The sequence below is a fragment of the Micromonospora sp. GCM10011541 genome (assembly GCF_042650725.1).
Lineage (GTDB): Bacteria > Actinomycetota > Actinomycetes > Mycobacteriales > Micromonosporaceae > Micromonospora > Micromonospora sicca.
Genome location: NZ_JBHSBP010000091.1, coordinates 1 through 26,356, shown reverse-complemented (window position 1 = coordinate 26,356; position 26,356 = coordinate 1). Strand labels below are relative to the sequence as shown.

The following is a 26,356-nucleotide window of genomic DNA, read 5'->3' as shown; positions in this document are numbered from 1 at the left end:
CGGCGGCCCGTCGGACCCCTAGCGTCTCCTGCAGAGGTCGCGCCCATCAGGCGCGGCGGAGCTGAAGGAGTCACGATGGGTTCCACAGCAGTATCCGGGGGGCGAAGGAAAAGGGCGGTGATCGTCGCCGCAGCGGTGACCGCGATGGTGACCGCGGTGGCCACACCGGCGTGGGCCGCGCCGGGCGTCGACCCGGCCACCGTGGACCGGGCCGCGAACCCGGCCACCACCATCGACATCGCCAAGGTCGTCTCGACCCCGCCGATCCCGCCGAAGCCGGACGTGGTGCTGCTGGTCGACACGACCGGCAGCATGGGCACCGCGATCGCCAACGTCCGGACCAACCTGCAGCAGGTGATCACCAACGTCCGCACCGCGCAGCCCAGCGCCGAGTTCGCGGTCGCGTCGTACCGCGACGAGGGCGACGGGGCGGAGCTGTTCCGGGTGCGGCAGAACCTGACCGGCGACGGGACCGCCCTGCAGAACGCGGTCGACGGACTGGCCGCCGGCGGGGGCGGTGACGTCCCGGAGGCCTGGGTGAACGCCCTGTTCCAGGTCTCCGACGGGGCGATCGCGTACCGCTCCGGCAGCAGCCGGCTGGTCGTGCTGGTCGGCGACGCCCCCAGCCACGACCCGAGCGCCGGGCACACCCTGGCCCAGGCCACCGCGGCGCTGCAGGCCGACGACGCCCGGGTGCTGGCGGTGAACGTCAGCGGAGGCGGCGGCGGGCTGAACGCCGACGGTCAGGCCACGGCGGTGGCCGGCGCGACCGGCGGACAGGTCGTCGGCAGCGCGCCGGACACGGTGACCGCGGCGATCCTGGACGGGCTGCGGGACCTCGACGTGACCGTCACCCCGACGGTGACCTCGTGCGACCCGGGGCTGTCGGTGAGCTTCGACGCCGCGTCGCGGACCCAGCAGAGCGGCACCGACGTGCCGTTCGCCGAGACCATCACCGTGGCCGGCGACGCCACCCAGGGTGCCATCCTGCACTGCACGGTGGACTTCCTGCTCAACGGCCTGTCCGGCGGGCCGGCGTTCGTCGAGCAGATCACCGTCAAGGTCAACGACGTCACCCCGCCGACGGTGGTCGTCGACGACCGGACCGTCGAGGCGACCAGCCCCGCCGGGGCGGTCATCAGCTACCCGGCCACGGCCACCGACAACGTCGACGGACCGCTGACCCCGACCTGCGCGCCGCCGCCGGGCAGCACCTTCCCGCTGGGCGCCACCACGGTCACCTGCACCGCCACCGACGCGGCCGGCAACACCGGCAGCGACACCGCGGTCATGCGCGTGGTCGACACCACCGCGCCGACCACCCTGTGCGTGCCGACGAACAACCCCAGCGGCGACAACACCCCCGGCTCGTACAACCCGGACGGGTTCTACCAGCTGCGCTCGACCGACATCGTCGACACGAAGGTGGACGTGTTCGTCGGTGACACCGCCGACCCGTCGGTGCGCTTCGGGCCGTTCCCGGCCGACACCAAGATCAAGCTGGTGCAGGCGCCCGGCGCGCAGTCCCGCGTCAAGGACGGCACCGGAGACATCGACTACAAGGTGACGCTGCGCGGCGACGCGGTGATCACGGGCGTGGACGACTTCGGGAACTCCTCGACCGCGACCTGCCTGGTGGCCCCGCCGCCGAAGTGACCCATCGCCAATGGCGGGGGTGGCCGGTCGTCGGCCATCCCCGCTGCGCGTCAGCGTCCCCGGCTGGGTGAGTCGAAGCGGCCGGCGCGGATCTCCCGCAGCGCCTTGCGGCGGGCGTCGCCGCGCAGCGTGTCGACGTAGAGGCGGCCGGCGAGGTGGTCGGTCTCGTGCTGCAGGGCGCGGGCGAGGAACCCGCTGCCGGCGATGGTCAGCGGCTCCCCGTGCTGGTCGAAGCCGTGCGCGGTGGCGTGCATCGCCCGCGGGGTCGGGAAGTACAGCCCGGGAATGGACAGGCAGCCCTCGTCGTCGTCCTGCCGCTCCTCGGACAGCTCCAGCGTCGGGTTGATCATGTGCCCGCGGTGGCCGTCGGCGTCGTAGACGAACACCTGCGCGCTCACCCCGATCTGCGGGGCGGCCACGCCGGCCCGGCCGGGCGCGCCGAGCAGGGTGTCCATCAGGTCGGCGACCAGGGCGCGCAGGTCGGCGTCGAAGCTCGTCACCGGCTCGCACGGGGTGCGCAGCACGGGGTCGCCGATGATCCGGATGGGGCGCATAGTCATGTCCGGAAGGCTATCCGTCCGTTACGGCCGCCGACGCGCCCACCCGCCGCTCAGCCGGCGGCGCACCGGTCGCGGACGAGGACCTCGATGCCGTCGAGGATCCGCGCCAGGCCGAACTCGAAGGCCCGGCCCGGGTCGGCGGCGGCCTGGTACTCCTGCCCGGCGGCGGTGCCGACCCGCGCCGCGAGGGGGAACCGGCGCGGGTCCATCGCCTTCTCCAGGTACGGGGCGTGGGCGTGCCACCACTGTTGTTCGGTCATGCCGGTGCGCTGGGCGGCCTGGGCGGCTTCCACGGCGCCGCGTACCGCGCCGTGGACGTAGCTGCCCACCAGGGTGACCACGGCGTCCATCTCCAGGTCGGTCAGGCCGATGCCGTCGACCGCGCGCAGCTCGTACTCGTACCTGGCGATGAGGTTCGGGCCCAGCGGGGGGCGGGTGGTGGCGACCTGGAGCAGCCACGGGTGGCGCAGGTACAGCGCCCAGGTCTCCCGGGCGATCTGCGCCAGGCGGCCCCGCCACCCGCCGGGGACGTCCTCGGGCCGGGCGGTCTCGCCGTAGACGGTGTCGAGCATGACGTCGAGCAGTTCGCCCTTGCCGGGCACGTGCGTGTAGAGCGACATGGTGCCGACGCCGAGCCGCTCGGCGACCCGGCGCATGGACAGCGCGGCCAGCCCTTCGGCGTCGGCGACCTCGATGGCGGCGCGGACGATCCGGTCGACGCTCAGGTCGCCGCCCTTGCGGCTGGCCTTCTCCCGGGTGCGCCAGAGCAGGGCGAGGCTGCGCGCGGGGTCCCCGGTGCCGCTGTACTCGGTGGTCACCACCGGACCCTACCGGCGGGTCCGCCACCGGCAGGCCGTCACCCGGCGGTGTCCGGTCGGGCCGGCCTCCCCGGTCGGTCCGGGGCCAGGCCGGTGTCGGTGATCCGGTCGCGCAGCGGCCGGCGGCGCAGCGCGGCGAGGACCGCGTACAGCTCGTCGGCCAGGGGCACCGGCAGTTCGGCGTCGAGCTGCCGCATCGCGGTGGTGGTGGCGGCCCACTCCGCCTCGATCGCCGGCAGCAGCGCGTACGCCCGGTCGGTGAGGGTGACGATGCGTTGCCGGGCGTCCGCGCCGGGGCTGAGGGTGACCAGTCCGGCGCGGCTCATCTGGGCCACGCTCTGGCTGGCCGCCGAGTGGGTGACCCCGACCCGGGCGGCGAGGTCGCGGATGGCCAGGGGTCCGTCGGCGACCAGCACCCGCACCAGCGGTGAGAAGCGCGGCCGGTAGTCGGCCAGGCCCAGGTCGGCGTAGACCGCGGCGACGTCGCCGTCGAGCAGCTCCAGGACGTGGCGCAGCAGGGTGCCGAGCGCCTCGCGGTCGGGGGTTCCGGTCACGTCCGCTAATGTAACAGCCCTGTTGTATCTGGCCCGCGGGAGGGGAACCGGGATGTATCCACCGATCGAGCCGTACGCCCACGGGATGCTCGACGTCGGCGACGGCCAGCACGTGTACTGGGAGACCTGCGGCAACCCCGACGGCCGGCCCGCGCTGGTCGTGCACGGCGGGCCCGGCTCCGGCGCCACCCCCGCCTGGCGCCGGATGTTCGACCCGGCCGCCTACCGGATCGTCCTGTTCGACCAGCGCGGCTGCGGCCGCAGCACCCCGCACGCCGGCGATCCGGCCGTGGACCTGTCGGTCAACACCACCGGCCACCTGCTGGCCGACATCGAGCGGCTGCGCGTCCACCTCGGCATCGACCGTTGGCTGCTGCACGGCGCCTCCTGGGGCTCCTCGCTCGCCCTGGCGTACGCCCAGCGCCACCCCGAGCGGGTCACCGCGCTGGTGCTGTTCAGCGTGGTGGCCAACACCCGCCGGGAGATCGAGTGGGTCACCCGCGACATGGGCCGGATCTTCCCGCAGGAATGGGCCCGGTTCCGCGACGGGGTGCCCGAGGCCGACCGCGACGGCGACCTGTCGGCCGCGTACGCCCGGCTGCTCGCCGACCCGGACCCCGAGGTGCGCGACCGGGCGGCGCGCCACTGGTGCGCCTGGGAGGACGTGCACGTCAGTCTGGCCGGCGGCTACCGGCCCAGCCCCCGCTACGCCGACCCGGTGTTCCGGATGGGGTTCGCCCGGCTGGTCACCCACTACTTCAGCAACGGCGGGTTCATGCCCGACGGGTCGCTGCTGCGCGACGCCGGCAAGCTCGCCGGCATCCCGGGTGTGCTGGTGCAGGGCCGGCTCGACGTCAGCGGCCCGCCGGACATCGCCTGGCAGCTCACCCGGGCCTGGCCCGACGCCCGGCTGGAGATCGTGGAGACCGGCGGGCACGGCACCGGCCACGGCATGACCGAGAAGGTGCTGGCCGCGCTGGACGAGTTCGCCCGGGCCTGACGGCGGGCCGCTCAGCCGGCGGCGAGCAGGGCGCGCACCGGGGCGGCCTTCGCCGCCGCCTCGGCGACCTCCGCCGCCGGGTCGCTGCCCCAGGTGATGCCGCCGCCGGCCCACACGTGCAGCCGGTCGGCGTCCGCGGCGGCGGTGCGGATGGTCAGGCCCAGGTCGATCCGGCCGGACCCCACCCAGCCGAACGCGCCCATGCTCGCCCCGCGACCGACCGGCTCCAGGGCCGCGATCCGGTCCAGCGCGGCGAGCTTCGGCGCCCCGGTCACCGACCCGCCCGGGCAGACCGCCCGCAGCAGGTCCGCCAGGCCCAGCCCGTCGGCGGCCGCCGCCGACACCGTCGACTCCGCCTGCCACAGGTCGCACCACCGCCGTACGGCGAACAGCTCGTCGACCCGGACCGACCCGGTACGGGCCACCCGGGCCAGGTCGTTGCGCTCCAGGTCGACGATCATCACGTGTTCGGCGCGTTCCTTGGCCGAGGCGAGCAGCTCCCGCCGGCCTTCGGCGGTGGCCGGCCGGGTGCCCTTGATGGGCCGGGTCACCAGCCGTCCGCCGTCGACCTCGACCAGGGTCTCCGGGGAGGCGCAGCCGATCGCCCAGTCCAGGCCCGACAGCGTGCCGCCGTAGCGGGCGCCGGGCAGCGCGCCCAGGCGGGCCAGCGCGGGCAGCGGGTCGCCGGCGTACGGCGCGGCGGCGTGGCCGACCAGGTTGACCTGGTAGACGTCGCCCCGGCCGATGGCGGCGCGGACCGCCTCGACGGCGTCGGTGTGCTGCGCCGGGGTCCAGCTCTCCCGCCACGGTCCCAGCCACCACCGCGGCGCCGGGTCCGGCCGCCGCCCGGCCGCAACCGGGGTGGGGCGGACGTCGGCCGGCCGGAACCGACTGTGCGGCGCCGGACCGGCGTCGCCGTGCGCGTAGACGACGACCACCAGGTCGGGCAGCGCCGGCACCGGGGTGGCCGCGGCGGGCGCGCCGCCGGCCAGCAGGGCGCCGGCGGCGGCGGAGAGGTACAGGGCGGCGCCGCAGACCCCGTCCGGGTCGTGGCGGGCCGGGCGGCCCAGGTCGGCGAGGGCGACGCCGTGGCCGGTGAGGAACTCCTGCGCGAGAGCGGCCGGGTCGCCGCCGTCGTGGCAGCGCCATTGCAGCCGGGCGCGCTCGACGAGCCGCCCGCGACAGTCGTCGGGTGCCGCGGGTACGTCGATCAGCGCTGGTGGGAGCGTTTCCACGCCGGTCGGCTCTTTCTGGCTCATCCGTTCAGCGGATTTCGGGTAAACATGTCGGGTGGCTGCTCGATACCGCGCACTTTCGCTTGGTACTGTGCGTCACTGGTCATGTGAACCATGACACAGTGCCCCCACAGTCCGGAGAACCCGATGTGCCAGCACCAACCCACCTGCCCCTCCGCCGAGGCGACCGACCGCGAAGCCGCCCGGGTCATCGCCTGCTTCCGTGAGCAGGGCTGGAGCCTGCTCTGCAACGGTGTCATCGTCTTCGAGGACACCGGTGAGCTGCTCCCCGACGGCAGCACCATCGCCCCCCACCGCGGTCCCGCCCGGCACGCCCTCGTCGCCTAACTGATCACACTCGGTAACCGAGCGTTTCCGCCGACCCAGGCTAGTCCCCCGTCGGGGGACGGCCCTCCCCAGGTCGGCGCGCCGGCCGGGGCGGTGCGAGGACCGCCCCGGCGCAGCCCGGCTCAGCTCTCGAACGCCTCCGGCGACGGGCACGAGCAGACCAGGTTCCGGTCGCCGTACGCGCCGTCGATCCGGCGCACCGGCGGCCAGTACTTCGCCATCCGGTCCACCGTCCCCGGGTACGCGCCCACCGACCGCGGGTACGGGTGCGGCCACTCGTCCCCGGAGACCATCGCCGCGGTGTGCGGCGCGTTGGCCAGAGGGTTGTCCCCGGCCGGCCACTCCCCCGAGCCCACCTTGTCGATCTCCGCCCGGATGGCGATCATCGCGTCGCAGAACCGGTCCAGCTCGGCCAGGTCCTCGCTCTCGGTCGGCTCCACCATCAACGTCCCCGCCACGGGGAACGACATCGTCGGGGCGTGGAAGCCGTAGTCGATGAGCCGCTTGGCCACGTCGTCGACGCTGACCCCGGTCGCCTTGGTCAGCGGCCGCAGGTCGAGGATGCACTCGTGCGCCACCAGGCCCTTGTTGCCGGCGTACAGCACCGGGAAGTGGTTACGCAGCCGCGCCGCCACGTAGTTCGCCGCCAGGACCGCCACCCCGGTCGCCCGGGTGAGCCCCTCGGCGCCCATCATCCGCAGGTACGCCCACGGGATCGGCAGGATCCCCGCCGACCCGTACCTCGCCGCCGAGATGGCCGGCTTGCCGTCGACGTGCGCGCCGAGCGGGTCGCCGGGCAGGAACGGCGCCAGGTGCGCGCGCACCGCCACCGGGCCGACGCCCGGGCCGCCGCCGCCGTGCGGGATGCAGAACGTCTTGTGCAGGTTCAGGTGCGACACGTCCGCGCCGAACTTGCCGGGCTTGGCGAACCCGACCAGGGCGTTGAGGTTCGCCCCGTCGACGTACACCTGACCGCCGGCGTCGTGGACCTTCGCGCACAGCGACGCGATGCCCGTCTCGTACACGCCGTGCGTCGACGGGTACGTCACCATGATCGCCGCGAGGGCGTCCCGGTGCTTGTCGATCTTCGCGTCGAGGTCGACCAGGTCGACGTTGCCGTCGGCGTCGCAGGCCACCACGACCACCCGCATGCCGGCCATCACCGCCGACGCCGCGTTGGTGCCGTGCGCCGACGACGGGATCAGGCACACGTCGCGGTGCCCCGCGCCCCGGTCCCGGTGGTACGCCCGGATGGCCAGCAGCCCGGCCAGCTCACCCTGCGACCCGGCGTTGGGCTGCACGCTGACCGCGTCGTAGCCGGTCACCTCCGCCAGCCACGCCTCCAACTGCCCGATCAGCTCCCGGTAGCCGGCGGTCTGCGCGTCCGGGGCGAACGGGTGCAGGTGCGCGAACTCCGGCCAGGTGATCGCCTCCATCTCGGTGGTGGCGTTGAGCTTCATCGTGCACGACCCGAGCGGGATCATGCCCCGGTCCAGGGCGTAGTCGAAGTCCGACAGCCGCCGCAGGTAGCGCAGCATCGCCGTCTCGGAGTGGTGGGTGCGGAACACCGGGTGGGTGAGGAAGTCCGAGGTGCGCGCCAGCGTCACGGGCAGCGTGGCGTCCACGTCGCCGTCGACCCCGTCCACCCCGAACGCCGCCCACACCGACCGCAGGTGCACCCCGGTGGTGGTCTCGTCGCAGGAGACGCCCACCCGGTCGGCGTCGACCAGCCGCAGGTTCACGTTCCGCTCGGCGGCCGCCGCGACCACCTCGGCCGCCCGGCCCGGCACCACCGCGGTGACGGTGTCGAAGAACGCGACGTCCGTGACCTCGACGCCGCCGGCGCGCAGCCCCGCCGCGAGCCGCGCCGCCATGTCGTGGGTACGCCGGGCGATCGCGCGCAGCCCGTCCGGGCCGTGGTAGACGGCGTACATGCCGGCCATCACCGCCAGGAGCACCTGCGCGGTGCAGATGTTGCTGGTCGCCTTCTCCCGCCGGATGTGCTGCTCGCGGGTCTGCAACGCCAGCCGGTAGGCCGGGTTGCCGTCCGCGTCGCGGGACACCCCGACCAGCCGGCCGGGCAGCATCCGCTCCAGGCCCGCCCGTACCGCCAGGTAGCCGGCGTGCGGCCCACCGAAGCCCATCGGTACGCCGAACCGCTGGGTGGTGCCGGCGGCGATGTCGACGCCGATCTCCCCCGGCGGGCGCAGCAGCGTCAACGCCAGCAGGTCCGCCGCCACGGTGACCAGCGCCCCGACCGCGTGCGCGGCCTCGACCAGGGCGGTGTGGTCCCGCACCGCCCCGGACGCCCCCGGGTACTGCAGGTGCAGGCCGAAGAACTCGCCCGGCAGCTCCTCGGCGCCGAGGTCGAGCACCCGCACGTCGATGCCGAGCGGCTCGGCCCGGCTGGCGATCACCGCGATGGTCTGCGGCAGCGCGTCGGCGTCCACGACGTACACCGGGCTCCTGCTCTTCGACGCGCGGCGGGCGAGGGTCATCGCCTCGGCCGCGGCGGTGCCCTCGTCGAGCATGGAGGCGTTCGCGGTGGCCAGCCCGGTCAGGTCGGTGACCATGGTCTGGAAGTTCAGCAGCGCCTCCAGCCGGCCCTGGCTGATCTCCGGCTGGTACGGCGTGTACGCGGTGTACCAGGCCGGGTTCTCCAGCACGTTGCGGCGGATCACCGCCGGGGTGTGGGTGCCGTGGTAGCCCAGCCCGATCATCGACACGGCGACGGTGTTGCGGGCGGCCAGGGCGCGCAGCTCGGCGAGCGCCTCCCGCTCGCCGGCCGGGGCGGGCAGGTCGAGGGTGCCGTGCCAGCGGATCACCTCGGGGATCGCCGCGTCCATCAGCTCGTCGACCGAGCCGTAGCCGACGGTCTCCAGCATCCGGCGTTCGTCGTCCGGGTCGGGGCCGATGTGACGGTCGGCGAACTGCTCTGCGCTCATCGTGTGCGCTCCTGCGGGGCGAGGTCGACAGGTCGGCCTCCCCCTGAGTCACGCGCGAAGCGCTCCACAGCGCCTGCCCACGAGGTCCTTTTGCCTGAGAGGTTCCGGGGAGGAATCTGCCCCTTCGGCGCCGCCCCGGTGCTGCTGGGGCGGTCTCTCCCGCGTGGGTGGTACCGGCATGGTCAACGCTACCAGCGCCCGCGTTTCCGGCGGATGTCGTACCCCCGCCGCCGGGCGCGGGGAGGGGTCAGACGGTGGCGGGGGCCACCGCCGCCGGCACCGCGCCCCGACCGGCGTCCAGGGCCGGGGCGGCCCCCAGCCGGTCGGCCAGCGCGGGCAGCAGCCGCCCCAGCGGCGCGTCGACGGTCAACGCCGCGTACCCGTCCCCGCGGGTGGGGCCCTGGTTGGCGATCACCACCGGGATGCCGAGCTTCGCCGCCCGGATCACGAACCGCCGGCCCGACATCACCGTCAACGACGAGCCGAGCACCAGCAGCGACCGGGCCCGCTCCACCCGGGCGAAACAGTCGGCGACCCGGGCGGCGGGCACGGTCTCACCGAAGAACACCACGTCCGGTTTGAGCATGCCGGTGCCGCAGATGCCGCAGTCGACGGTGTGGAACCGGGCCACCGCCTCGTCGGGCAGCTCCACGTCGCCGTCGGGGTTGACCGCGGCGACCTGCGCGTCGAAACCCGGGTTGGCCTCCCGCAGCCGCCGGTCCAGCTCCTCGCGGGAGGTCGGGTTGCCGCAGTCCAGGCAGACCACCTCGTCGAGGCGGCCGTGCAGCTCCACCACCGCGCCGCTGCCGGCGGCGGTGTGCAGCCCGTCGACGTTCTGCGTGATCACGTCGGTGACCAGGCCGGCGTGTTGCAGCCGGGCCACCGCCCGGTGCCCGGCGTTCGGCGCCGCCCGGCCGATGGTGCGCCATCCGAGGTGGCTGCGCGCCCAGTAGCGCCGCCGCGCCTCGGGGTCGCGGGTGAACGCCTGGTAGGTCATCGGCGTGTGCCGGCGCGCCACCCCGCTGGGGCCCCGGTAATCCGGGATCCCCGACTCGGTGGACAGGCCGGCCCCGCTGAGCACCACGACGTCACCGGCGCCCACCAGCCGGGCCAACGCGTCCCACGTCTCCGTCACCCGTCCATGCTGCCTCACCGGCCGGGCAACGACGACCCGCCAGCCACCGGGCCGTTAGGTTGGGGGCATGCGCGTCGTCATCGCCGGAGGCCACGGCAAGATCGCCAAGCTGCTGGAACGGGACCTGGCCGGGCGCGGCGACCACGCGGTCGGCCTGATCCGCAACCCCGACCACGCCGCGGTGCTGCGCGCCGCCGGCGCGGAACCGGTCGTCTGCGACCTGGAACACAGCGACGTCGACACCCTCGCCGGGCACCTGGCCGGCGCCGACGCGGTGATCTTCGCTGCCGGGGCCGGCCCCGGCAGCGGCGCCGCCCGCAAGGACACCGTCGACCGGGCCGCCGCCGTGCTGCTCGCCGACGCCGCCGCCCGCGCCGGGGTCCGCCGCTACCTGCTGGTCTCCTCGATGGGCGTGGACAACCCGCCCGCGCCGGGCAGCGACGAGGTGTGGGCGGCGTACCTGCGGGCCAAGAAGGCCGCCGAGGAGGAGGTCACCGGCCGGGACCTCGACGTCACCGTGCTGCGCCCCGGCCGGCTCACCGACGACGAACCCGGCGGCCGGATCACGCTGGCCCGGCACGCCGCACGCGGCGCGGTCAGCCGCGCCGACGTCGCCCACGTGCTGCTCGCCCTGCTCGACGAACCCGCCACCGCCGGGCTGACCCTGGAACTCGTCGGCGGGGACACCCCGATCGGCGAGGCCGTCCGGGCGGTCACCGCCCGCTGACCCGACCCCGGGTACGGATCCGGGGCCGCATCCCGGCGCGCGGCGCACCGCCGAGGGCGCCGCCCCCGGCTGCCCGAAGGCGTAGCTCGCACCGGCGCTGCGCCGGTGCGGGGATCCCCCGCGACGCACCCAGCGGCGTTCTGCCGCGACGGCCACCCGTCGGCCTGGGGGATCGGCCCGCCGGTTGCGGAACGGCGGGCCGACCCCGGCTCAGCGCTGGTGGCGGGGCAGGGCCACCTGCGGCTGCCCGCCGCCCACCGACGCCGCGCCCGCGGTCTCCCGGGCGATCCGGTCCATCGTCCGGGCCAACTGCTCGCTGCCGTCGTCCAGGTGCCGGGCCGCCGCCTGCATGTGCGAGATCATCATCTCGCCGAAGATCCGCAACGCCTCCCGCGCCGCCACCGAGTCGTCGAAGTTCCCGCCCGCGCTGCTGCGGTACTGCGCCACCGCCCGCTCGGCCTCCTGCTTCGCCTCCTCCGCCGCGGCCTGCATGTAGCTCTGGTACTGCAGCTGGGCGTACTCGGCGACCCGCCGGGCGTAGTCGTGCGCCTGGGCGATGATCTGCTCGGCCTCCCGCTGCGCCGCGGACAGCAGGTTGACCTCCTTCGCCGCGGGCAGCTTCGCCGCCGCGTCGGTGCTCGGGATCACCCCGTGCCGATGCAGCTCCAAATGGTCGTTGAGCCGCTCGTTCTCCGCCCGCAGGCCCGCGACCTGCGTCGCCAGCAGATCCAGCTCGTCGGCCACCTGCATCCGGAACCGGTCCACGTCCGTCTGGTCGTAGCCGCGCCGCGTGAAAGACGCCGTGCCGAACTCCCACCGACGCACCCGGTCGGAGGTCATCCGGACCTGCACGGCACTGGAGACCTGAACTCCCTCGTACCTGCTGATCGGGGTTGCGCTCACCGGACACCTCCGGATTCGTCAGGGCCGGTCGCCGTCCGCCACGTCGGCCCGTACCAGTGCTTGCCGAAACCCTCGTGGTGCAGCTGACCGGCGTGGTAGCCGGCCTGCGTCAACGTGGTCACCGAATGGGAGACCATCTCGTCGGAACCGCAGATGTAGACGTGCCGGGAACGCCAGTCCCCGTCGGCCAACGCCCGGTCCACCGGCTGCACGAACTCGCCCGGCCGGCGCAGATCCATGCCCACCACATAGGTGACGGTCAACCACGGATACGACGACGCCAACTTGTCGATCGCGTCCGTGTCGTAGAACTCGTGTTGCGAACGGGCACCCACGTACAGGTCGACCTTGCGCCGCGAACCCTCCGCGGCGACCTGCTCCACCAACGACTTCACCGGCGCCCAGCCGGTGCCGCCGGCCAGCAGCAGCAGATCACTCGGGCCCGCCGACCACAGCAGCAGCCGATCCCCCACCGGCGCCGCCAGGTGGATCTGATCGCCCACCGCGCACCCGTACACCAGCCGCGACGACACCGCGCCACCGGGCACCGCACGCACGTGCAGCTCCAGGGTGCCGTCGGCGCGCGGCGCGTTCGCCGGCGAGTAGTACCGCCACGACCGCACCGCCGGGTGGGACACCCCGATCGACTGGCCCGGCGTGAACGGCAGCAGGTACTGCGGGCGCAACGTCAGCACCGCCACGTCGAACGTCCGGCGCTCGTGCCCGACGATCTCGGCCACCCACCACGGCGGGTTCACCGCTTCGGCGGCCTGCGCGGCGTCGATCATCACCTGCGAGACCAGCCCGTACGCGGCCGTCCAGTCCTGGGCCAGCTCGTCGGTCCACGCCTCGCCGAGGAAATGCCGCAGCGTCGCCAGCAGCGCCTCGCCGACCGCCGGGTAGTGCTCGGCGCGCACCGCGAACTTGCGGTGGTCGGCACCGAGATCCTTCAGGAACCCGACCAGGCCGTCGACCTGGTCCACGTGGGACACGATGTGCCCCAACGCAGTCACCAGTCGATCCCGCTGCCCGGCCATGTTCGTGGGGAACATCTGCCGGGTCTCCGGGTAGGCCAGGAACAGCGTCGAGTAGAAGTAGAGCGGCACCTGGTCGCCGTGCGCGGCGACCAGGGACCAGCTCTGCTTCAGCCGTGCCGCGTCCACCCTCAGACGCCCGACCCGTGACCGGACGACACCACCTGGTCCTGCACCTTCTCCAGGACGACCTGAACGTCGGTGATGATGTCCTGCGGCACCCCCAGCTCCGTGAGCGTCGCGGTCAGGTGCTCACCGACCTTCACGTAGTGCGCCACGGGGATGCCCAGCGGCTGGTGCGCCTCGGCCAGCCCACGGCCGGCGTACTCGTTGGGCCCGCCGAGCACCACGGTCAGCATCAGCGCCAGGTGCCGCCGCTGCTCCGTCATGTCGATGTCGGAGAAGTAGCCGGCCAGCTCCGGGTCGGCGAGCACCTTGTCGTAGAACAGCGCCACGGCCGCCTTGACCGAACTGGCGCCGCCAATGCGCGCGTAGTGGGAGGGCGCGGTTTCTTCGATAACCGTCACGGTCGTTCCTTCCAGGGTGAAGGGCCGCGCGAATCGGCGCGGAGGGGCAACCTGTCGGCTGGCGGGAGTTACCGTGACGTCAGCGCCAGCACGACCGTGTGGGACCATAGCGCGCCATCCGGATAAGGTCACGACCGGCCCATCGGAATTCGGACAACAGCCGACCGGACAGCATCGACATCGCCCGGATGGGCGGCAATCAGGACGTCTACGGCTGGTCACCAGCCGGAGACCGGTCCACGTGACACTCTCCACCCTGGACAATCCCGCCCGCGAGCCACACCACCATGCCGGCTTCGCCCCTGATCACCACCGACGCGATCCGGCCCGGCGACAGACGCACCGCCGGACGAGTCCCACCGACCGGACCGGCCCGGCCGCGCCCACGACCAACCCGACACGCTGCGTCACCAGCAAAGGGATCGCGTCGGGCCCCGGCCACGACGCGATCCGAAAAAGCCAACTCGGCGGCTCAACCCGCCCGGCGCCGCGCCCGACGCGCCGCCAACTCGTCCCCCACCGGCTCCGCCGCACCCGCCGCCTCAGGCGCCTCCGGCGCGGACGCCGCCGGCTCCTGCCCGACCGGCTCCGCCGGCAGGTGCGACAGCGAACCCTGGATCTCCTTGAACGCCCCGCCGATCGCGATGCCGAACACGCCCTGGCCGCCCTGCAACAGGTCGACCACCTCCTCCGGCGACCGGCACTCGTACACCGTCGTCCCGTCCGAGATCAGCGTGATCCCCGCCAGATCCTCCACCCCACGCGACCGCAACGCCTCGATCGCCTTCCGGATGTTCTGCAGGGACACCCCGGCGTCCAGCAACCGCTTCACGACCTTCAACACCACCAGATCGCGGAAGGAGTACAACCGGGACGTCCCCGAACCCGACGCGTCCCGCACGCTCGGCACCACCAGCCCCGTCCGGGCCCAGTAGTCCAACTGCCGATAACTGATACCCGCCGCGTGGCAGGCGGTCACACCCCGGTAGCCCACCGCACCATCACCCTCGGTGCCCGGGACGGGCGACGCCACACCCGACTGCTGCGGCGTACCCGGATCAGGATCTCGCGGCTCGTGCATCCGGACAACCTCCCCGCCCGTGCGGCGACACGCCGTTTCTCCGAACGTGCACCCCTCGACACCGCAACCCTATAGCGGCCCTCAGGAGTTACCACGGAGGAACCGACGCGACACGCCGCGCAGGCACCCGGAAGATCACCGACGACAACACCCAGTCACCCACGGTGACGCCAGATCGTCGGCCGCCGACACCCGGCCGGGCAGCGGACTCAGCCCGCGAAGTCCTCCGGCCGCACCTGCTCCAGGAACTCGCGGAACTTCTCCACCTCGTCCTCCTGCTCATCCGGGATCACGATCCCCGCCTCGCTGAGGACCTGCTCGGCACAACGAATCGGAGCCCCGACCCGCAACGCCAACGCGATGGAATCGCTCGGCCGCGCGGACACCCGCACACCGTCCCCGATCAGCAGATCGGCGTAGAAGACGTTCTCCTTCAACTCGGTGATCTCCACCGCCCGCAACGGCGCCTGCAACGCCGCCAGCACGTCCCGCAGCAGATCATGCGTCAACGGCCGGGCCGGCTTGACCCCCTGCTGCTCGTAGGCGATCGCCGTCGCCTCGACCGCGCCGATCCAGATCGGCAGATAGCGGTCCCCCTCGACCTCCCGCAGCAGGACGATCGGCTGGTTGCTGGGCAGCTCCACCCGAACTCCGACCACGCTCAGCTCGCGCACCGCCGCCTCCGTGTCGTTGTCACCTATGCCCGCACCGCGCCCTTCCCTGCACGGTACACGGACCGCGACACGGGAGTCCCATGCGCTACGTGCACCACGCGTCTCGCCGGAAAGGGGTTACCCCGGCAAGCCTACGACACGCTTCCCGGGGCAGATCTTTCCGCTCTCACGCAAGCGAAGGGCCGGGCGTCACCGACACCCGGCCCCGCACCGTCACCGACCCAACGACGACCGCAACCCCACCCGCACCAGGGCCGCGTGCAACTGCTGCGACAACGCCACCAACTCACGCGCCGTCTCCGCCGCCCGGGACCGCGCCGCCGGATCACTCTGCCGCGCCAACGGCGCCACCAACTGCGCGAACAGACCGACCTCCCGATCCGCCGCCGTCCGGTAACCCCGCAGATGCCGCGGCTCCAGCCCGTACGCCGCCAACCCCGCCACCGCCCGCGCGATGATCAGAGCATCCGCGTCGTACCAGCCCGCCGGATCGGACACCAGCACACCGAGCCGCTCCAACTCCGCCAACGTCGACTCGTCGATCCCGGAACGCGCGATCAGCTCCGCCCGCCCCAGCCGCACCTCCGACGACTCGGCAGGACCCGGCTCACCCCGCCCCGGCACCTCACCACCGGGACCGACCGTCACCAACGCCGGCCGCTGCCGACCCGACGCGCCACCCGACGCGTCGAACTCCGCCAACTGGTCACGGATCACCCGCAACGGCAGATACTGATCCCGCTGCGCGGTCAACACGAACCGCAACCGCGCCACATCGTCCCAGCTGTACTTCCGATACCCCGCCGGCGTCCGCTGCGGCTCCACCAGACCCTCGGTCTCCAGGAACCGCAACTTCGAGATCGTGACGTCCGGGAACTCCACCCGCAACTGCCCCAGCACCTCACCGATACTCATCAGCGGATGGGACCGGGCCGCCCCGGGCGGCGTCGAAGCCGCAGGCTCGTTCACCCCCGGCCGGCCTCCTCCTCCGGGCGCGGACCGGCGATGAACACCACCCGGAACTTGCCGATCTGCACCTCGTCACCATTGCTCAACGTGGCCGCCTCGACCCGCTCCCGGTTCACGTACGTGCCGTTCAGGCTGCCCACGTCCCGCACCGTGAACGTGCCACCGTCCCGGTGGAACTCGGCGTGCCGCCGCGACACCGTCACGTCGTCCAGGAAGATGTCACTGTCCGGGTGCCGGCCACTCGTCGTCACATCGTGGTCCAACAGGAACCGGGCGCCCGCGTTCGGACCCCGGCGAACCACCAGCAGCGCCATCCCCGGCGGCAACGAACCGGACATCCGGCTCGGCACCACATCGGTGTCCGGACCCTCCAGCACTTCGTCGAGCGAACCGAGATTGAGCGTCGAAGTGACGTCGAGTGGGGGGAACTCGTCGTCTGGGCGCGTCATGGGACCACCTCACGGATCTGTTCGGTCGGCGTCGGGTAATGGCGGGTCTGGCCGCCGGGCGTGTCACACCCGGCGGCTGGCTCCCCGTGCCCGGGAAGGCGCATTCCACAAACGCTCAACTATTGGGTTCTCGGTCGACTGGGCGAGCCTAGCCAGCGCCGAAATGCAGGGCAACCGGACGCGCAGAGAACAACCCCGCCCGCCCGGGACGACACTCAGCTCTCAGTGAGCTCGCGGTACGCGCCAGCGGTCAGCAGACCCTCGACCGCGGCCGGATCATCCGGGGTGATCTCCAACAACCACCCCGCACCGTACGGATCCGTGTTGATCACCTCAGGGGTGTCGCCGAGCGCCTCGTTACGCGCCGCCACCGTACCGCTGATCGGCGCGTAGATCTCCGACACGCTCTTCGTCGACTCGATCTCACCCAGCGGCTCACCGGCCGCCACCACCGCACCCTCGTCCGGCAACTGGACGAACACGATGTCACCCAGGGCGTCCTGCGCGAAGTGCGTGATGCCGACCCGGACGGCGCCACCGTCGCCATCGGCCACCCACTCGTGCTCGGCGGTGTACCGCAGATCCTCAGGAATCACCAGCTGCGTCCTTCATCCATCGGTGCACCGGGGGGAACCGGTGCCGGCCGCGCCCGGTCAGGAGACCGGACGGGCGTGTTCCAGCTTGATCGGGGCGTGCAGCTGCGAAACCTCCACAACCTCACGATCCACGGGGGTCACGCTACCGCCGGCATCGTTGACCGATGCGACCACCCCGCCGGGAATGTTCAACGCCGTACGCATCGTCGCCGGATCACCGATCACCAGGATCGTGTACGGGCCACTCAACCGCCGCCCGTCCACCACCAGGCCACCGCCCTCGGCGTCCACGAAATACGTCGACGCGATGATCCGCACCGCCGTCCCCTCGGCACCGGAGATCTGCATCGCCTCCGCGCCCGCGCCCCGCAACTCCTCCACCGCGTCCAGGATCCGCGTCGACGAGATCGCCTTGCCGTCACCCACGAAGCGCACCGACAGCCCCGGCCCCACCGCCGGCAACGTACCCGCCAGAATGCCCAACTCGTCGGCCCGCCGCGTCGCCTCCTCCAGCGCCGCCTGCCGACCCTGCTCACCCGAGCGCAGCTGCCGCTGGCTCTCCTCCAGCGCCTCGATGTCCTGCCGCAGCCGCCGCTCCCGGGAATCCAGATCCGACGAGATCCGGACCAGGTCCTCCTCCCGGGTCGCCGCCAGGGTCGGATCCGTCGAGGTCGTCTTCAACTGCACCACCAGGGTGAACCCCAGCAACGCCAGCAGCACGCCGATCATCGCCCCCGCCGACGTCAACCGCCGCCTACCCGACCCCTCCGCCACCGGCGCCGACGCGGCAGCCTCCGGCTCAGCCTCGGGACTCGCCGGCTCGGCCTCCGGGCTCGCCGGCGCGTCGGCCTCCCGCTCCGCCGGCCCGTCCGGCGCCAGCGGACTCAACTCATCGGGATCCGGCGCGTCCGGCCGCGGATCCGGCTCACCCGCCGGCCCCGCCGGCCGGGTCGGCTCCGCCGCCGGCCAACCGGTCCCGGTCTTCCTGTGCTCCTCGCTCATCGCCACCAACCTACGCCCGGAACAGGTGCCGGCGGATCGCCGCCACGTTTCCGAAGATGCGCACCCCGAGCACGACCACCACACCGGTGGACAGCTGACCGCCCACCCCCAACTGGTCACCCAGGTACACGATCAGACCCGCCACCAGAACGTTCGAGATGAACGACACCACGAACTGCTTGTCGTCGAAGATCCGGTCGAGCTTCGCCCGGACCCCGCCGAACACCGCGTCGAGCGCGGCCACCACGGCGATCGGCAGGTACGGCTGCAACGCAGCGGGCACGGTGGGGTCGAGGTACACCCCGAGGACCACACCGGCGAGCAACGCCAGCACCGCGATCATCGGCCACCTCCGGAGGGGCTGGGAGAGGTCCCCGAGCCGGACGGCCCGGGACTGGTCTTACCCGCGGCACCCGAACCCGACGGCGACGGGCTCGGACTGACCGAGGGCTCGGCGTAGCGTAGCCGCGGCTGCGGAGCCGCCGGCAGGGTGAGGTCCTCGGCCTCCTTCACCCCGAACGACAGGCCCGTGCTCCGCGCGACCTCCCGCATCAGGCTCGCCGCCCGGCTGTCGTCGAACCGGTCCCGCATCGAACCCGGACCGATCGCCGCCACCTCGTACGGGCCCGTCACCGGCCGGTAGTCGACGAGGATCGCCTCCCCCGCCGACCGGATCGTCGACGTCGCGGTCAACCGCTGCCCGTTGATTGCGACCGCCTCCGCGCCCGCCGCCCACAACGCGTTGGCCACCTTCTGCAGGTCGGAGTACAACACCCGGGACGGCCCCGCGTCCGCGCCCGTCACCGCGTCCTTGTCCTCGGCACCGTCGGCCAATCGCACCACCACACCGTCACCCCGCACCCGGGCCAGACCGGTGCCGGCCTCCAGGTTGCGCAACCGGGACGCCTGCGAGCCGCTCAGCGCCGCGTCCCGCTGCCGGCTCACCTCCTCGCGCAACTGCTCCGCGCGCGCGGTCAACCGGTCGGTCTCGCTCTCCCGCTGCTTGATCTCGGCGATCAGGCCGGCGCGCGCCTTCGCCCGGCCCGGCTCCTCCGCCATGGTCTCCCGGTAGGCGACGGAGAAGAGGAACCCGATCGCCACCACGACCACCACGGTCACCGGGCGGGCCGCCCAGCGGCGCAGGCCGGACGGCGGGGCCTGCCGGCGACGGGCCGCCGCGTCCGCGTACCCGGGGTCGAGGGGGTTGCGGAACAGGTCGGTGAGGAAGTCCGGCGCGTACACCCGGGCCGAGGGGTCCCGGCCCTCGCGGGGGGTCGAACTCATGCCGGCGCACCCCCGGCGCGGGCGCGCATCTCGCGGACCAGCCGACTGGCCTGCACCACGTACATCGCCCCGGCCACCCAGTAGAGCACCAACCCCCACCAGGCCAGCCCCCAGCCGATCGCGCCGGCGGCGGTCGCCACGCCGGGCGCCGCCGCGGCCAGCAGCAGGATCGGGAACGCGGCCAGCAGCAGGAAGGTGGCGGTCTTGCCTACGTAGTGCACCGGCGGCGGGCCGTAGCCGTACCGACGCAGCACGGCCAGCGAACCGAGCAGGAGCAGCTCGCGGGCGAGCAGCGCCCCGGTGAACTGCCACGGCACCACCTCCCGCGCGGTGAACGCCAGGAGCGTGGCCAGGATGTAGAGCCGGTCGGCGAGCGGGTCGAGCAGCTCTCCCAGCCGGCTGACCTGGTGCAGGCGGCGGGCGATCCAGCCGTCCACCCAGTCGCTGGTGCCGCCGATGGCGAGCACCACGATCGCCGCCACGTCCGCGCGGACGACCAGGAAGAGGTACAGGAAGAGCGGCACGCCGAGCAGGCGGACGAAACTGATCACGTTCGGCAGGGTGAGGACGCGGTCCCCCACGACCGCCGTCGTACCGCCGGAAGCCGAACGCTCCGCGCGAGCCGGGCGACGCGACACCGAACCCTCCCTCCGCAGCACGTTCCGGCGGCCGACCGTGGTCGACCGCTCCGGAGGAACATGCGCGTTGCCGGCCGGTCACCGCCGGCGCCCTCTGCGATCCCGGGCTGGGACCTCCCCCGATGCGGCCCACGATCGGTTCGATCGCGGGCCGGTGAGTTGCGCTGCCACTATATCGGGCGCTTCCCCGCGGCCCGGGTGCCCAGCTTGCGTCGCCGCTCAGCTTTCGGTTTGTGTGTGGCCTCGCACCACCGGTAAGGCATCCTAGGACACTAGTTGGAACTGACCGCCCGGCGGACCCGGCCGGTCCAGCCGGAACGATTAGGCGGTGCGGGCCGTGGCGGTGGAATCGGTGGCGGTCTGCGGCGCGGACATCGCCGCCGCTGCCTGGCTGAACGCGACCAGGGCCAGCAACAGCTCGTGCTGCACCCGGTTGGGCATCCGGTCGAGGACCGCCTGCACGGCCTGGTGCCGGCGGTCCCTCAGCTCGCGCAGCAGCGTCTCCGCCGCCGCGGTCGGGATCAACCGGACCTCGCGCCGGTCGCGGGGGTCCGCCACCCGGCGGACCAGGCCGACCGCCTCCAGCCGGTCGCAGAGCCGGCTGGCCGACGACGGCACCACGTCCAGCAGCTCAGCCAGCCGGTTCACGTTGGTCTCCGGGTGCGCCATGATCAGCGAGAGCACCCGCAGCTGGGTCGGCGAGACGCTGACGCTGTGCCGCGAGGTCGCCGAATCGAGCACGCCGACGAGCGCCTCAGCGGCCGCATCGATGGCCGCGGCAAGATTCGGAGGTCGCTCCACCCGCTGTCCCCTGCGATCGTCCCGTTCGTGTTCGCTCCGCCGGTCCGTTACCGCCCGCACCCGTCGTCCACACGGCCGGAACCGCGCCAGTCCAGGCAGACGACGACCGCGTCGTCACGGAGGTCCGCGTCGACGTGGTACGCGTGCAGTTCGCGCATCACCGTACCAACTGCCTCGGTCGCCGGCTGCAGCCGAGTGGACCGCATCGACCGCGCCATGGCCCGGTCCCCGTACGGCTCCTGGCCGCCCGGCTCGGCGGCGTACACGCCGTCGCTGACCACGAACAGCCGGTCCCCCGGCTCCACCGCGAACTCCTGCACGTCGTACCGGGTCTCGGCGAACATGCCCAGCGGCAGCTGCTGCTCCAGGGCGATCGGGGTGACCGTGCCCCCGCGCAGCCGCAGCACGTGCGGCGAACCGGCGTCCACCGCCTTGACCACGCCCCGCCGGGTGTCCAGCTCGAGCAGGAGCGTCGCCACGTGTCGGGTGCCGCGGTGCTGGTAGAAGATGGTGTCCGAGGCCAGCTCCGCCTGCTCGACCAGGCTGCCGCCGGACCGGCGGGCGTTGCGCATCGCGTTCACGGTGACCGCGGTGAGCAGCGCGGCCGCCAGGCCGTTGCCGGCGCCGTTGAGCACCGTGACGGTGAGCCGGTCGCCGTCGACCGACCAGTCGAAGTGGTCACCGCCGACCGTGTACGCCGGTTCGAGCTGGCCGGCCAGCAGGAACGCGTGGTGCGCGACGCTGCGTCCGGGCAGCAGGTCCCACTGCATCTCGGCGGCCATGCTCAGCCGCTCCCGACGCCGTGCCCGGCGGTAGCGGTCGGTCTCCCGGTCGGCCGCGCGCAGCGCCACCGCCAGCTCGCCCGCGATGTCCCGGGCCGCCTCCACCGCCGCCGGGTCCGGCTGGGCCGGCAGCTCGACCAGCAGCACCCCGAGCCGTTCACCCCACACCGACAGCGGCAGGTAGGCCCGGCACCGGCCGTCCTCGCCGGCGTCCAGCACCGGCTGCTGGCTGCTGAAGCAGCGCTGGGCCACGCCGTGGCAGGAGAGGAAGCCGGCGTCCGGCAACTCCGGGTCCAGCACCGGCCAGAGCCCGCTGAACCGGTAGTCGGCGATGAACACCTCGGTGCGCGACGCCCCCAGCGCCGCGCGGATCGCCCGGTCGGCGGCCTCCACCAACTGGTCGGGCGGGGCCACGCGCAGGGCGCGCGACACCTGTCCGGCCGCATCCGGCATGTGCATCCTCCGCGATTATTGCTCTGGGGCAAGCATCATACGGAGGCGTGCCGGCATCCCCGACGCCCGGTTCCGACCGGCGTGCGGGAAGGGCACCCGAGCCGACGGCGGGTCCCTCGCGGGGCCCGGGTCGAGGGGCGGCGGGACGGGAGGCGGGACCCGTCAGGCGGACGGCTTCGTGGCCACCACGCCGTAGAAGGCGTCCGGCACCGCGGCCGGCTCGCCGTCCGGACGCCACCGGGCGACCGGCCCGACGCCGTCGGCGGTGGGCTCCCAGCGGCCCAGCAGCGGACCGAACGCGGCGGGCGGGCGCATCCGGAACGCGGGGCCCATCAGCGCCAACGCCCGGGGGTACGCGGCCAGCTCCTCCCCGGCGCAGTCGACGGCCAGGAAGCTGCCCGGCGCGACCGCCTCGTAGAGCTCGTCCAGAGTCCGGGAGAGCGTCTCGTCGTCGAGGAACGCGGCCAGCCCGAGGAAGACCACCCCGACCGGCCGCCGCCCCCAGCCCGGGACGAACCGGTGCAGCTGGGCGGGGTCGATCGTGCCGATGTCGGTGGCGTCGCCGAACCCGTAGCCGGCCCGGTCGCTGCCGGCGAGGATGCGCTGGCCGAGCCGGATGGTCACCGGGTCGACGTCGGTGTAGAGGACGGTCGCCTCGGGAGCGGCCTCGTGCACATTGCCCCGGGTCGGCACGCCGGCCCCGAAGACCAGGAAGCTGTCCACCCCCGCGTCGGCGATCGACCGGACCGCCCGGCCGAGGAACTCCCGCAGCGAGCGGAAGATCACCGCGCAGGGTCCGTACGCCTCCTCGAAGGCGCGGGCCGCGGCCACGTCGACCGGGAAGTGGTGCTCGCCGCCGAGCCAAAAGTCGATCATGCGGGCGGTGCTCGGCTGGTCGGGCTCGGCCATCGACGAGGCTCCCTTCCCCGGGCGGTGGTCGACAGCGTACCCACGGGGCGGCTCCGGCGGTATCGCCCCGTGGACCGGCCGCCGGCCGCGATACTGGCCGCGGGCGTCCGGCGGCCAGGAGGTGCAGCGGTGAACTCGGCGAACGGCGCGGCGGTGGTGGTCGGCGTGGACGGCTCCGAGCCGGCGCTGCGGGCCGTCCGCCTCGCCGCGGCCGAGGCGGCCCGCCGGCACCGCCCGCTGCGGGTGGTGCACGGCTTCATCTGGCCGCTGCTGCACGCTGCGATGAATCCGGTCGCCGAGGGGCCCGGCGGCGGCCTGCGGCGCCAGGCGCAGGAGCTGGTGGCTACGGCGGTGGCCGAGGCGGAGGCGACGGCGCCGGCGGTACGGGTCTCCGGGGAGATCATCGACGGCGAGGCCTCCGCCGTGCTGGTCGGCGAGTCCCCCACCGCCGCGATGATCATGCTCGGCGACCGGGGCCTGGGCGGCTTCGCCTCGCTGGTGGTCGGCTCGGTGGCGATCCAGGTGGCCTCCTACGCGGACTGCCCGGTGCTGGTGGTCCGGGGCGAGGAGCACGCGGCCGGGCCGGTGGTGGTCGGGGTGGACGGTTCGGCGCTGTCCCGGGCCGCGGTCGAGTTCGCCGTCGAGGAGGCGGCGTTGCGCGGCGCCGGGCTGCACGCGGTGCACGCCTATCCGCACCCGGTCTCCAGCGGCCCCGGCGACATGCAACCCCTGGTCTACGAGGAGAACCAGCTGCGCGGGGAGGAGACCCGGATACTCGCCGAGTCCCTCGCCGGGCTCGCCGAGCGGTACCCGGAGGTCCCCGTCACCCGTGCGGTGGTGCACGGCCGGCCGGTCGCCGCGCTCACCGAGGCCAGCCGCCGGGCCCAGCTGCTGGTGGTCGGCAGCCAGGGCCGGAGCGAGCTGACCGGGCTGCTCCTCGGCTCGGTCGGCCACGCCCTGCTGCACCACGCCGCGTGCCCGGTCGCCGTGGTCCGCTCCCCCGCGTGAGCGTCGCCGGCACGAATGACCCCGACGGCGCCGGGTAGACGACCCGGGCACGCCTACAGGAGGAGGCAGCGATGCCAGGACCACGGCCGGGCAGCAGCGCGTACGACAAGGAACGGGCGCGGCTGCGCGATCTGATCGAGCAGTCCGGGCGGGCGTCGGACCAGGAGGCGAACCAGGTCGCCAACCGGATCCTGCAGGACGACCGCGGCCAACGGGGCGTCGTACGGGGGGAACGGACGTTCGGCCCGAAGGGCGAACGCGAACCGGGCGACCCGAAGTGAGAGCTGCGCCCCTGGTCGACGGCGCGATCGCGGGTGCGGTGGGCACCGTCGCGTTGAACGTGATGGGCTACCTCGACATCGCGGCGCGGGCCCGCCCGGCGAGCAGCACCCCGGAGGAGACCGTGCGGCGGCTCGCCGGGGCCGCGCACGTCGACCTCGGGCCCGAGGACCGGGCGGCCACCCGCCGCTCGGGCCTCGGGCCCGTGCTCGGGTACGCCACCGGCATCGCCGCCGGGGCCGCCTTCGGCCTCCTCGCCGCCCGCCGACGGGTCCCGCTGCCGATCGCCGCCGGGGTGCTCGGCGGCGGCGTCATGGCCACCACGGACGGTTCCATCGCCGCGCTCGGCGTGTCCGACCCGCGTACCTGGCGACCGAAGGACTGGCTGGCCGACATCGTTCCGCACCTGGCATACGGAATGGCGGCCGCAGCCACTTGGAAGCGGCTGCGGCCGCGGTCGCGGCACGGGCGTTAGCCCCGGGCGTCGCTCTCGTCATCGGCCACCGGCGCCCCCGCCGGGCCGAACGGCGAGACCTGCCCCTTCGGCGTCGGTCGTCCCCGGTCTCCCTGGGACGTCCCGCGGTTGCGCGGTGCGCCGGCGGGGCCGGGCTCCTTGCTGTCCTGGACGGTCGGGTTGTGCCCGTTGCGGCGCATCTCGGGCTGCTGCACGTTCGTCACGGGTTGCTCCTTCCGGTGGACACGCACGGCGTGGGCCGCGCACCTGTGCCGGTTACCCGCCGCCGTCGGACGCATTCCGGGGCGCCGCCGCAGGTCTGGGCCGACGCGGTACGGGTACACCCCACGGATGCGGGACGATCGGAACATGGCGCGGGTGCTGCTGGACCGGCAGGGCCGGACGTACGCCGAGGAGGCGGGGATCCGGCTGGCCGACCGCCCGCAGCCGCTGTACCAGCTGCTGGTGCTCAGCACGCTGCTGAGCACCCGGATCCGGGCCGGGGTGGCCCTCGCCGCCGCGCGGGAGCTCTTCGCGGCCGGGTACCGGACCCCGCAGGCGATGGAGGCGGCGAGCTGGCAGGACCGGGTCGACGCGCTCGGCCGCGGCCACTACCGCCGCTACGACGACCGGACCGCCACCATGCTGGACAACGGCGCCCGGCTCTGCCTGGACCGCTGGCACGGGGACCTGCGGCGGATGCACCGGGAGGCCGACGGCGACCGGCAGGCGCTGCGCCGGCTGCTCACCGAGTTCCCCGGCATCGGCCCCACCGGGGCGGACATCTTCCTGCGCGAGGCGCAGACGGTCTGGCCGGACGTGCGCCCGTACGCCGACCGGCGGACCCTGGCCGGCGCGAAGCGGCTGGGGCTGCCGGCGAACCCGGGCGGGCTGGCCGGCCTGGTCGGCGACGCCGACTTCGGGCGGCTCGCCTCGGCGCTGGTGCGGGTGGCGCTGGGCGAGGAGTCGGCCGGCGAGGTCAGCCGGAGCGCGGCGGCGCGCTGAGGGTGTGCAACTGTTGGCTGATTGACTAAGCGAACCTATGTGGTACGTTCTTGATCATGTCGTTGCTGCGCCTGGGTCCGGCCGCTGAGTACATCGGTGTGCATCCTGTGACGCTGCGACGGTGGGCGGATGAGGGACGGGTGGCGGTGACGTGGGTTGGTCGGGAGCGTCGGTTCGACTCTGCGTTGCTCGATGCGTTCGTCGGACGGGGTGAGCCGGAACGGCCGCGCCGTGAGGCGTTGTATGTGCGGGTGTCGGGTACGTCTGGCCAGGAGTCGTCGCTGGTGGCCCAAGAGGCGGAACTGCGGGCTACTGCTGCCGCCGAGGTGGTGGCCGTGTTCAAGGACAAGGCGTCTGGGCTGCGGGAGAACCGGCCGGGACTTGCCCGGCTGTTGAAGGGTGCGGCGGCGGGCGAGTTCACCGTGGTGAGAGTGACCCACCGCGACCGGCTGGCCCGGTTCGGCACGGCGTGGCTGACCGCTCTGCTCGCCCGTGACGGGGTGACTGTCGAGGTGCTGCACGCGAAGGGT

Annotated in this window: 31 protein-coding genes, 1 pseudogene and 1 riboswitch; of the genes and pseudogenes, 10 read left to right on the top strand and 22 right to left on the bottom strand. The window is 73.5% G+C overall.

Features of this window, described 5'->3' with window-relative positions:
- Positions 1–117 precede the first annotated feature (117 nt).
- On the top strand, positions 118–1,656 hold the full coding sequence (locus ACFOYX_RS30925; RefSeq protein ID WP_322439303.1) for a VWA domain-containing protein: 1,539 nt from the start codon (positions 118–120) through the stop codon (positions 1,654–1,656).
- A 50-nt stretch (positions 1,657–1,706) separates the two neighbouring features.
- On the opposite strand, the gene def is transcribed toward ACFOYX_RS30925, so the two are convergent.
- The 3 genes from def to ACFOYX_RS30910 are packed head-to-tail and all read right to left on the bottom strand — an operon-like array spanning position 1,707 to position 3,588.
- Entirely contained in the window at positions 1,707–2,216 is a 510-nt protein-coding gene (def, locus tag ACFOYX_RS30920) for a peptide deformylase (protein ID WP_322439302.1), read from the bottom strand.
- A 50-nt stretch (positions 2,217–2,266) separates the two neighbouring features.
- Positions 2,267–3,034 (bottom strand): TetR/AcrR family transcriptional regulator, encoded by a 768-nt coding sequence (locus tag ACFOYX_RS30915; RefSeq protein ID WP_322439301.1) that lies wholly within the window; start codon positions 3,032–3,034, stop codon positions 2,267–2,269.
- 38 nt (positions 3,035–3,072) lie between these two features.
- A complete protein-coding gene (locus tag ACFOYX_RS30910) occupies positions 3,073–3,588 on the bottom strand; it encodes a MarR family winged helix-turn-helix transcriptional regulator (protein ID WP_322439300.1) in 516 nt (171 codons plus the stop codon).
- A gap of 52 nt (positions 3,589–3,640) precedes the next feature.
- Here ACFOYX_RS30910 and pip point away from each other — a divergent pair, with 52 nt between their 5' ends.
- Positions 3,641–4,588 carry a prolyl aminopeptidase gene (gene pip, locus ACFOYX_RS30905; RefSeq protein WP_322439299.1) on the top strand — a complete coding sequence of 316 codons (948 nt, stop codon included), beginning with the start codon at positions 3,641–3,643 and terminating at the stop codon, positions 4,586–4,588.
- An 11-nt stretch (positions 4,589–4,599) separates the two neighbouring features.
- Here the strand turns inward: pip and ACFOYX_RS30900 are convergent, their stop codons facing one another.
- Positions 4,600–5,847: a chorismate-binding protein gene (locus tag ACFOYX_RS30900; protein WP_322439298.1), complete on the bottom strand. Its 1,248-nt coding sequence runs from the start codon at positions 5,845–5,847 to the stop codon at positions 4,600–4,602.
- Positions 5,848–5,970: 123 nt separating this feature from the next.
- Here ACFOYX_RS30900 and ACFOYX_RS30895 point away from each other — a divergent pair, with 123 nt between their 5' ends.
- Positions 5,971–6,171 (top strand): DUF5999 family protein, encoded by a 201-nt coding sequence (locus ACFOYX_RS30895; RefSeq protein WP_088962150.1) that lies wholly within the window; start codon positions 5,971–5,973, stop codon positions 6,169–6,171.
- A gap of 122 nt (positions 6,172–6,293) precedes the next feature.
- Here ACFOYX_RS30895 and gcvP read toward each other — a convergent pair whose 3' ends face one another.
- Positions 6,294–9,116, bottom strand: a complete 2,823-nt coding sequence (gene gcvP / locus ACFOYX_RS30890) for an aminomethyl-transferring glycine dehydrogenase (protein WP_322439297.1) — start codon at positions 9,114–9,116, stop codon at positions 6,294–6,296.
- Positions 9,117–9,188: 72 nt separating this feature from the next.
- A riboswitch (glycine riboswitch) is annotated at positions 9,189–9,288 on the bottom strand.
- Between the two features lie 75 nt (positions 9,289–9,363).
- Positions 9,364–10,251, bottom strand: a complete 888-nt coding sequence (locus ACFOYX_RS30885) for an NAD-dependent protein deacetylase (RefSeq protein WP_322439296.1) — start codon at positions 10,249–10,251, stop codon at positions 9,364–9,366.
- A gap of 67 nt (positions 10,252–10,318) precedes the next feature.
- Between ACFOYX_RS30885 and ACFOYX_RS30880 the strand changes: the two genes are divergently transcribed.
- On the top strand, positions 10,319–10,978 hold the full coding sequence (locus ACFOYX_RS30880; RefSeq protein ID WP_322439295.1) for an NAD(P)H-binding protein: 660 nt from the start codon (positions 10,319–10,321) through the stop codon (positions 10,976–10,978).
- A 210-nt stretch (positions 10,979–11,188) separates the two neighbouring features.
- On the opposite strand, the gene ACFOYX_RS30875 is transcribed toward ACFOYX_RS30880, so the two are convergent.
- The 15 genes from ACFOYX_RS30875 to ACFOYX_RS30805 form a co-directional block, all read right to left on the bottom strand.
- Positions 11,189–11,881, bottom strand: a complete 693-nt coding sequence (locus ACFOYX_RS30875) for a DivIVA domain-containing protein (protein WP_238453954.1) — start codon at positions 11,879–11,881, stop codon at positions 11,189–11,191.
- Positions 11,878–13,044: a globin domain-containing protein gene (locus tag ACFOYX_RS30870; RefSeq protein ID WP_322439294.1), complete on the bottom strand. Its 1,167-nt coding sequence runs from the start codon at positions 13,042–13,044 to the stop codon at positions 11,878–11,880. The genes ACFOYX_RS30875 and ACFOYX_RS30870 overlap by 4 nt, the downstream gene beginning before the upstream one ends.
- A 2-nt stretch (positions 13,045–13,046) precedes the next feature.
- On the bottom strand, positions 13,047–13,442 hold the full coding sequence (locus tag ACFOYX_RS30865; protein WP_109805505.1) for a group 1 truncated hemoglobin: 396 nt from the start codon (positions 13,440–13,442) through the stop codon (positions 13,047–13,049).
- Positions 13,443–13,914: 472 nt separating this feature from the next.
- A complete protein-coding gene (locus ACFOYX_RS30860) occupies positions 13,915–14,523 on the bottom strand; it encodes a MerR family transcriptional regulator (RefSeq protein ID WP_109805506.1) in 609 nt (202 codons plus the stop codon).
- 209 nt (positions 14,524–14,732) lie between these two features.
- Positions 14,733–15,197, bottom strand: coding sequence for a bifunctional nuclease family protein (locus ACFOYX_RS30855; RefSeq protein WP_073833177.1), 465 nt, complete (start codon positions 15,195–15,197; stop codon positions 14,733–14,735).
- Between the two features lie 213 nt (positions 15,198–15,410).
- Positions 15,411–16,112 (bottom strand): MerR family transcriptional regulator, encoded by a 702-nt coding sequence (locus tag ACFOYX_RS30850; RefSeq protein WP_322439293.1) that lies wholly within the window; start codon positions 16,110–16,112, stop codon positions 15,411–15,413.
- Between the two features lie 50 nt (positions 16,113–16,162).
- Positions 16,163–16,615, bottom strand: coding sequence for an FHA domain-containing protein (locus ACFOYX_RS30845; RefSeq protein ID WP_007071101.1), 453 nt, complete (start codon positions 16,613–16,615; stop codon positions 16,163–16,165).
- A gap of 215 nt (positions 16,616–16,830) precedes the next feature.
- Positions 16,831–17,211 carry a glycine cleavage system protein GcvH gene (gene gcvH, locus ACFOYX_RS30840; protein ID WP_322439292.1) on the bottom strand — a complete coding sequence of 127 codons (381 nt, stop codon included), beginning with the start codon at positions 17,209–17,211 and terminating at the stop codon, positions 16,831–16,833.
- A gap of 57 nt (positions 17,212–17,268) precedes the next feature.
- Positions 17,269–18,213: a DUF881 domain-containing protein gene (locus ACFOYX_RS30835; RefSeq protein WP_322439291.1), complete on the bottom strand. Its 945-nt coding sequence runs from the start codon at positions 18,211–18,213 to the stop codon at positions 17,269–17,271.
- A 10-nt stretch (positions 18,214–18,223) separates the two neighbouring features.
- The gene (locus tag ACFOYX_RS30830) at positions 18,224–18,556 is read right to left on the bottom strand and encodes a small basic family protein (protein WP_007071104.1); all 333 of its coding nucleotides are present in this window, start codon (positions 18,554–18,556) and stop codon (positions 18,224–18,226) included.
- Positions 18,553–19,497 (bottom strand): DUF881 domain-containing protein, encoded by a 945-nt coding sequence (locus ACFOYX_RS30825; protein WP_322439289.1) that lies wholly within the window; start codon positions 19,495–19,497, stop codon positions 18,553–18,555. Before ACFOYX_RS30825 ends, ACFOYX_RS30830 begins: the two co-directional genes overlap by 4 nt.
- Positions 19,494–20,135 carry a CDP-alcohol phosphatidyltransferase family protein gene (locus ACFOYX_RS30820; RefSeq protein ID WP_322439288.1) on the bottom strand — a complete coding sequence of 214 codons (642 nt, stop codon included), beginning with the start codon at positions 20,133–20,135 and terminating at the stop codon, positions 19,494–19,496. Before ACFOYX_RS30820 ends, ACFOYX_RS30825 begins: the two co-directional genes overlap by 4 nt.
- Before the next feature lie 321 nt (positions 20,136–20,456).
- Positions 20,457–20,936: a MarR family transcriptional regulator gene (locus ACFOYX_RS30815; protein ID WP_322439287.1), complete on the bottom strand. Its 480-nt coding sequence runs from the start codon at positions 20,934–20,936 to the stop codon at positions 20,457–20,459.
- A 47-nt stretch (positions 20,937–20,983) separates the two neighbouring features.
- Complete coding sequence (locus ACFOYX_RS30810) at positions 20,984–22,171, bottom strand: PP2C family protein-serine/threonine phosphatase (protein ID WP_322439436.1); 1,188 nt, start codon at positions 22,169–22,171, stop codon at positions 20,984–20,986.
- 162 nt (positions 22,172–22,333) lie between these two features.
- Complete coding sequence (locus tag ACFOYX_RS30805; protein WP_322439286.1) at positions 22,334–23,080, bottom strand: SAM-dependent methyltransferase; 747 nt, start codon at positions 23,078–23,080, stop codon at positions 22,334–22,336.
- Between the two features lie 129 nt (positions 23,081–23,209).
- On the opposite strand from ACFOYX_RS30805, the gene ACFOYX_RS30800 reads away from it, so the two are divergent.
- The 3 genes from ACFOYX_RS30800 to ACFOYX_RS30790 all read left to right on the top strand — a co-directional run bounded on the left by ACFOYX_RS30800 (position 23,210) and on the right by ACFOYX_RS30790 (position 24,842).
- Complete coding sequence (locus ACFOYX_RS30800) at positions 23,210–24,088, top strand: universal stress protein (protein WP_322439285.1); 879 nt, start codon at positions 23,210–23,212, stop codon at positions 24,086–24,088.
- A gap of 71 nt (positions 24,089–24,159) precedes the next feature.
- Positions 24,160–24,369, top strand: a complete 210-nt coding sequence (locus ACFOYX_RS30795; RefSeq protein ID WP_109803921.1) for a phosphatidylethanolamine-binding protein — start codon at positions 24,160–24,162, stop codon at positions 24,367–24,369.
- Positions 24,366–24,842, top strand: a complete 477-nt coding sequence (locus tag ACFOYX_RS30790) for a hypothetical protein (protein WP_322439284.1) — start codon at positions 24,366–24,368, stop codon at positions 24,840–24,842. The genes ACFOYX_RS30795 and ACFOYX_RS30790 overlap by 4 nt, the downstream gene beginning before the upstream one ends.
- On the opposite strand, the gene ACFOYX_RS30785 is transcribed toward ACFOYX_RS30790, so the two are convergent.
- A complete protein-coding gene (locus tag ACFOYX_RS30785) occupies positions 24,839–25,045 on the bottom strand; it encodes a hypothetical protein (protein WP_322439283.1) in 207 nt (68 codons plus the stop codon). The two genes, ACFOYX_RS30790 and ACFOYX_RS30785, sit on opposite strands and share 4 nt — an antisense overlap.
- Before the next feature lie 127 nt (positions 25,046–25,172).
- Between ACFOYX_RS30785 and ACFOYX_RS30780 the strand changes: the two genes are divergently transcribed.
- The 3 genes and pseudogenes from ACFOYX_RS30780 to ACFOYX_RS30770 form a co-directional block, all read left to right on the top strand.
- Complete coding sequence (locus tag ACFOYX_RS30780) at positions 25,173–25,826, top strand: hypothetical protein (RefSeq protein ID WP_322439282.1); 654 nt, start codon at positions 25,173–25,175, stop codon at positions 25,824–25,826.
- A gap of 56 nt (positions 25,827–25,882) precedes the next feature.
- Positions 25,883–26,017, top strand: a pseudogene (locus tag ACFOYX_RS30775) (helix-turn-helix domain-containing protein); the annotation flags it as partial.
- A gap of 60 nt (positions 26,018–26,077) precedes the next feature.
- On the top strand, positions 26,078–26,356 hold a 279-nt coding region (locus ACFOYX_RS30770; RefSeq protein ID WP_377534642.1), incomplete at its 3' end, for a recombinase family protein.

What these genes read in the sequence shown, in the direction of transcription:
- def (WP_322439302.1), bottom strand. Translation starts at nt 2,216, where the DNA reads ATGACTATGCGCCCCATCCGGATCATCGGCGACCCCGTGCTGCGCACC.
- pip (WP_322439299.1), top strand. Translation starts at nt 3,641, where the DNA reads ATGTATCCACCGATCGAGCCGTACGCCCACGGGATGCTCGACGTCGGC.
- ACFOYX_RS30900 (WP_322439298.1), bottom strand. Translation starts at nt 5,847, where the DNA reads ATGAGCCAGAAAGAGCCGACCGGCGTGGAAACGCTCCCACCAGCGCTG.
- ACFOYX_RS30895 (WP_088962150.1), top strand. Translation starts at nt 5,971, where the DNA reads ATGTGCCAGCACCAACCCACCTGCCCCTCCGCCGAGGCGACCGACCGC.
- gcvP (WP_322439297.1), bottom strand. Translation starts at nt 9,116, where the DNA reads ATGAGCGCAGAGCAGTTCGCCGACCGTCACATCGGCCCCGACCCGGAC.
- ACFOYX_RS30880 (WP_322439295.1), top strand. Translation starts at nt 10,319, where the DNA reads ATGCGCGTCGTCATCGCCGGAGGCCACGGCAAGATCGCCAAGCTGCTG.
- ACFOYX_RS30860 (WP_109805506.1), bottom strand. Translation starts at nt 14,523, where the DNA reads ATGCACGAGCCGCGAGATCCTGATCCGGGTACGCCGCAGCAGTCGGGT.
- ACFOYX_RS30850 (WP_322439293.1), bottom strand. Translation starts at nt 16,112, where the DNA reads ATGAGTATCGGTGAGGTGCTGGGGCAGTTGCGGGTGGAGTTCCCGGAC.
- ACFOYX_RS30845 (WP_007071101.1), bottom strand. Translation starts at nt 16,615, where the DNA reads ATGACGCGCCCAGACGACGAGTTCCCCCCACTCGACGTCACTTCGACG.
- ACFOYX_RS30835 (WP_322439291.1), bottom strand. Translation starts at nt 18,213, where the DNA reads ATGAGCGAGGAGCACAGGAAGACCGGGACCGGTTGGCCGGCGGCGGAG.
- ACFOYX_RS30830 (WP_007071104.1), bottom strand. Translation starts at nt 18,556, where the DNA reads ATGATCGCGGTGCTGGCGTTGCTCGCCGGTGTGGTCCTCGGGGTGTAC.
- ACFOYX_RS30825 (WP_322439289.1), bottom strand. Translation starts at nt 19,497, where the DNA reads ATGAGTTCGACCCCCCGCGAGGGCCGGGACCCCTCGGCCCGGGTGTAC.
- ACFOYX_RS30810 (WP_322439436.1), bottom strand. Translation starts at nt 22,171, where the DNA reads ATGCCGGATGCGGCCGGACAGGTGTCGCGCGCCCTGCGCGTGGCCCCG.
- ACFOYX_RS30805 (WP_322439286.1), bottom strand. Translation starts at nt 23,080, where the DNA reads ATGGCCGAGCCCGACCAGCCGAGCACCGCCCGCATGATCGACTTTTGG.
- ACFOYX_RS30795 (WP_109803921.1), top strand. Translation starts at nt 24,160, where the DNA reads ATGCCAGGACCACGGCCGGGCAGCAGCGCGTACGACAAGGAACGGGCG.
- ACFOYX_RS30780 (WP_322439282.1), top strand. Translation starts at nt 25,173, where the DNA reads ATGCGGGACGATCGGAACATGGCGCGGGTGCTGCTGGACCGGCAGGGC.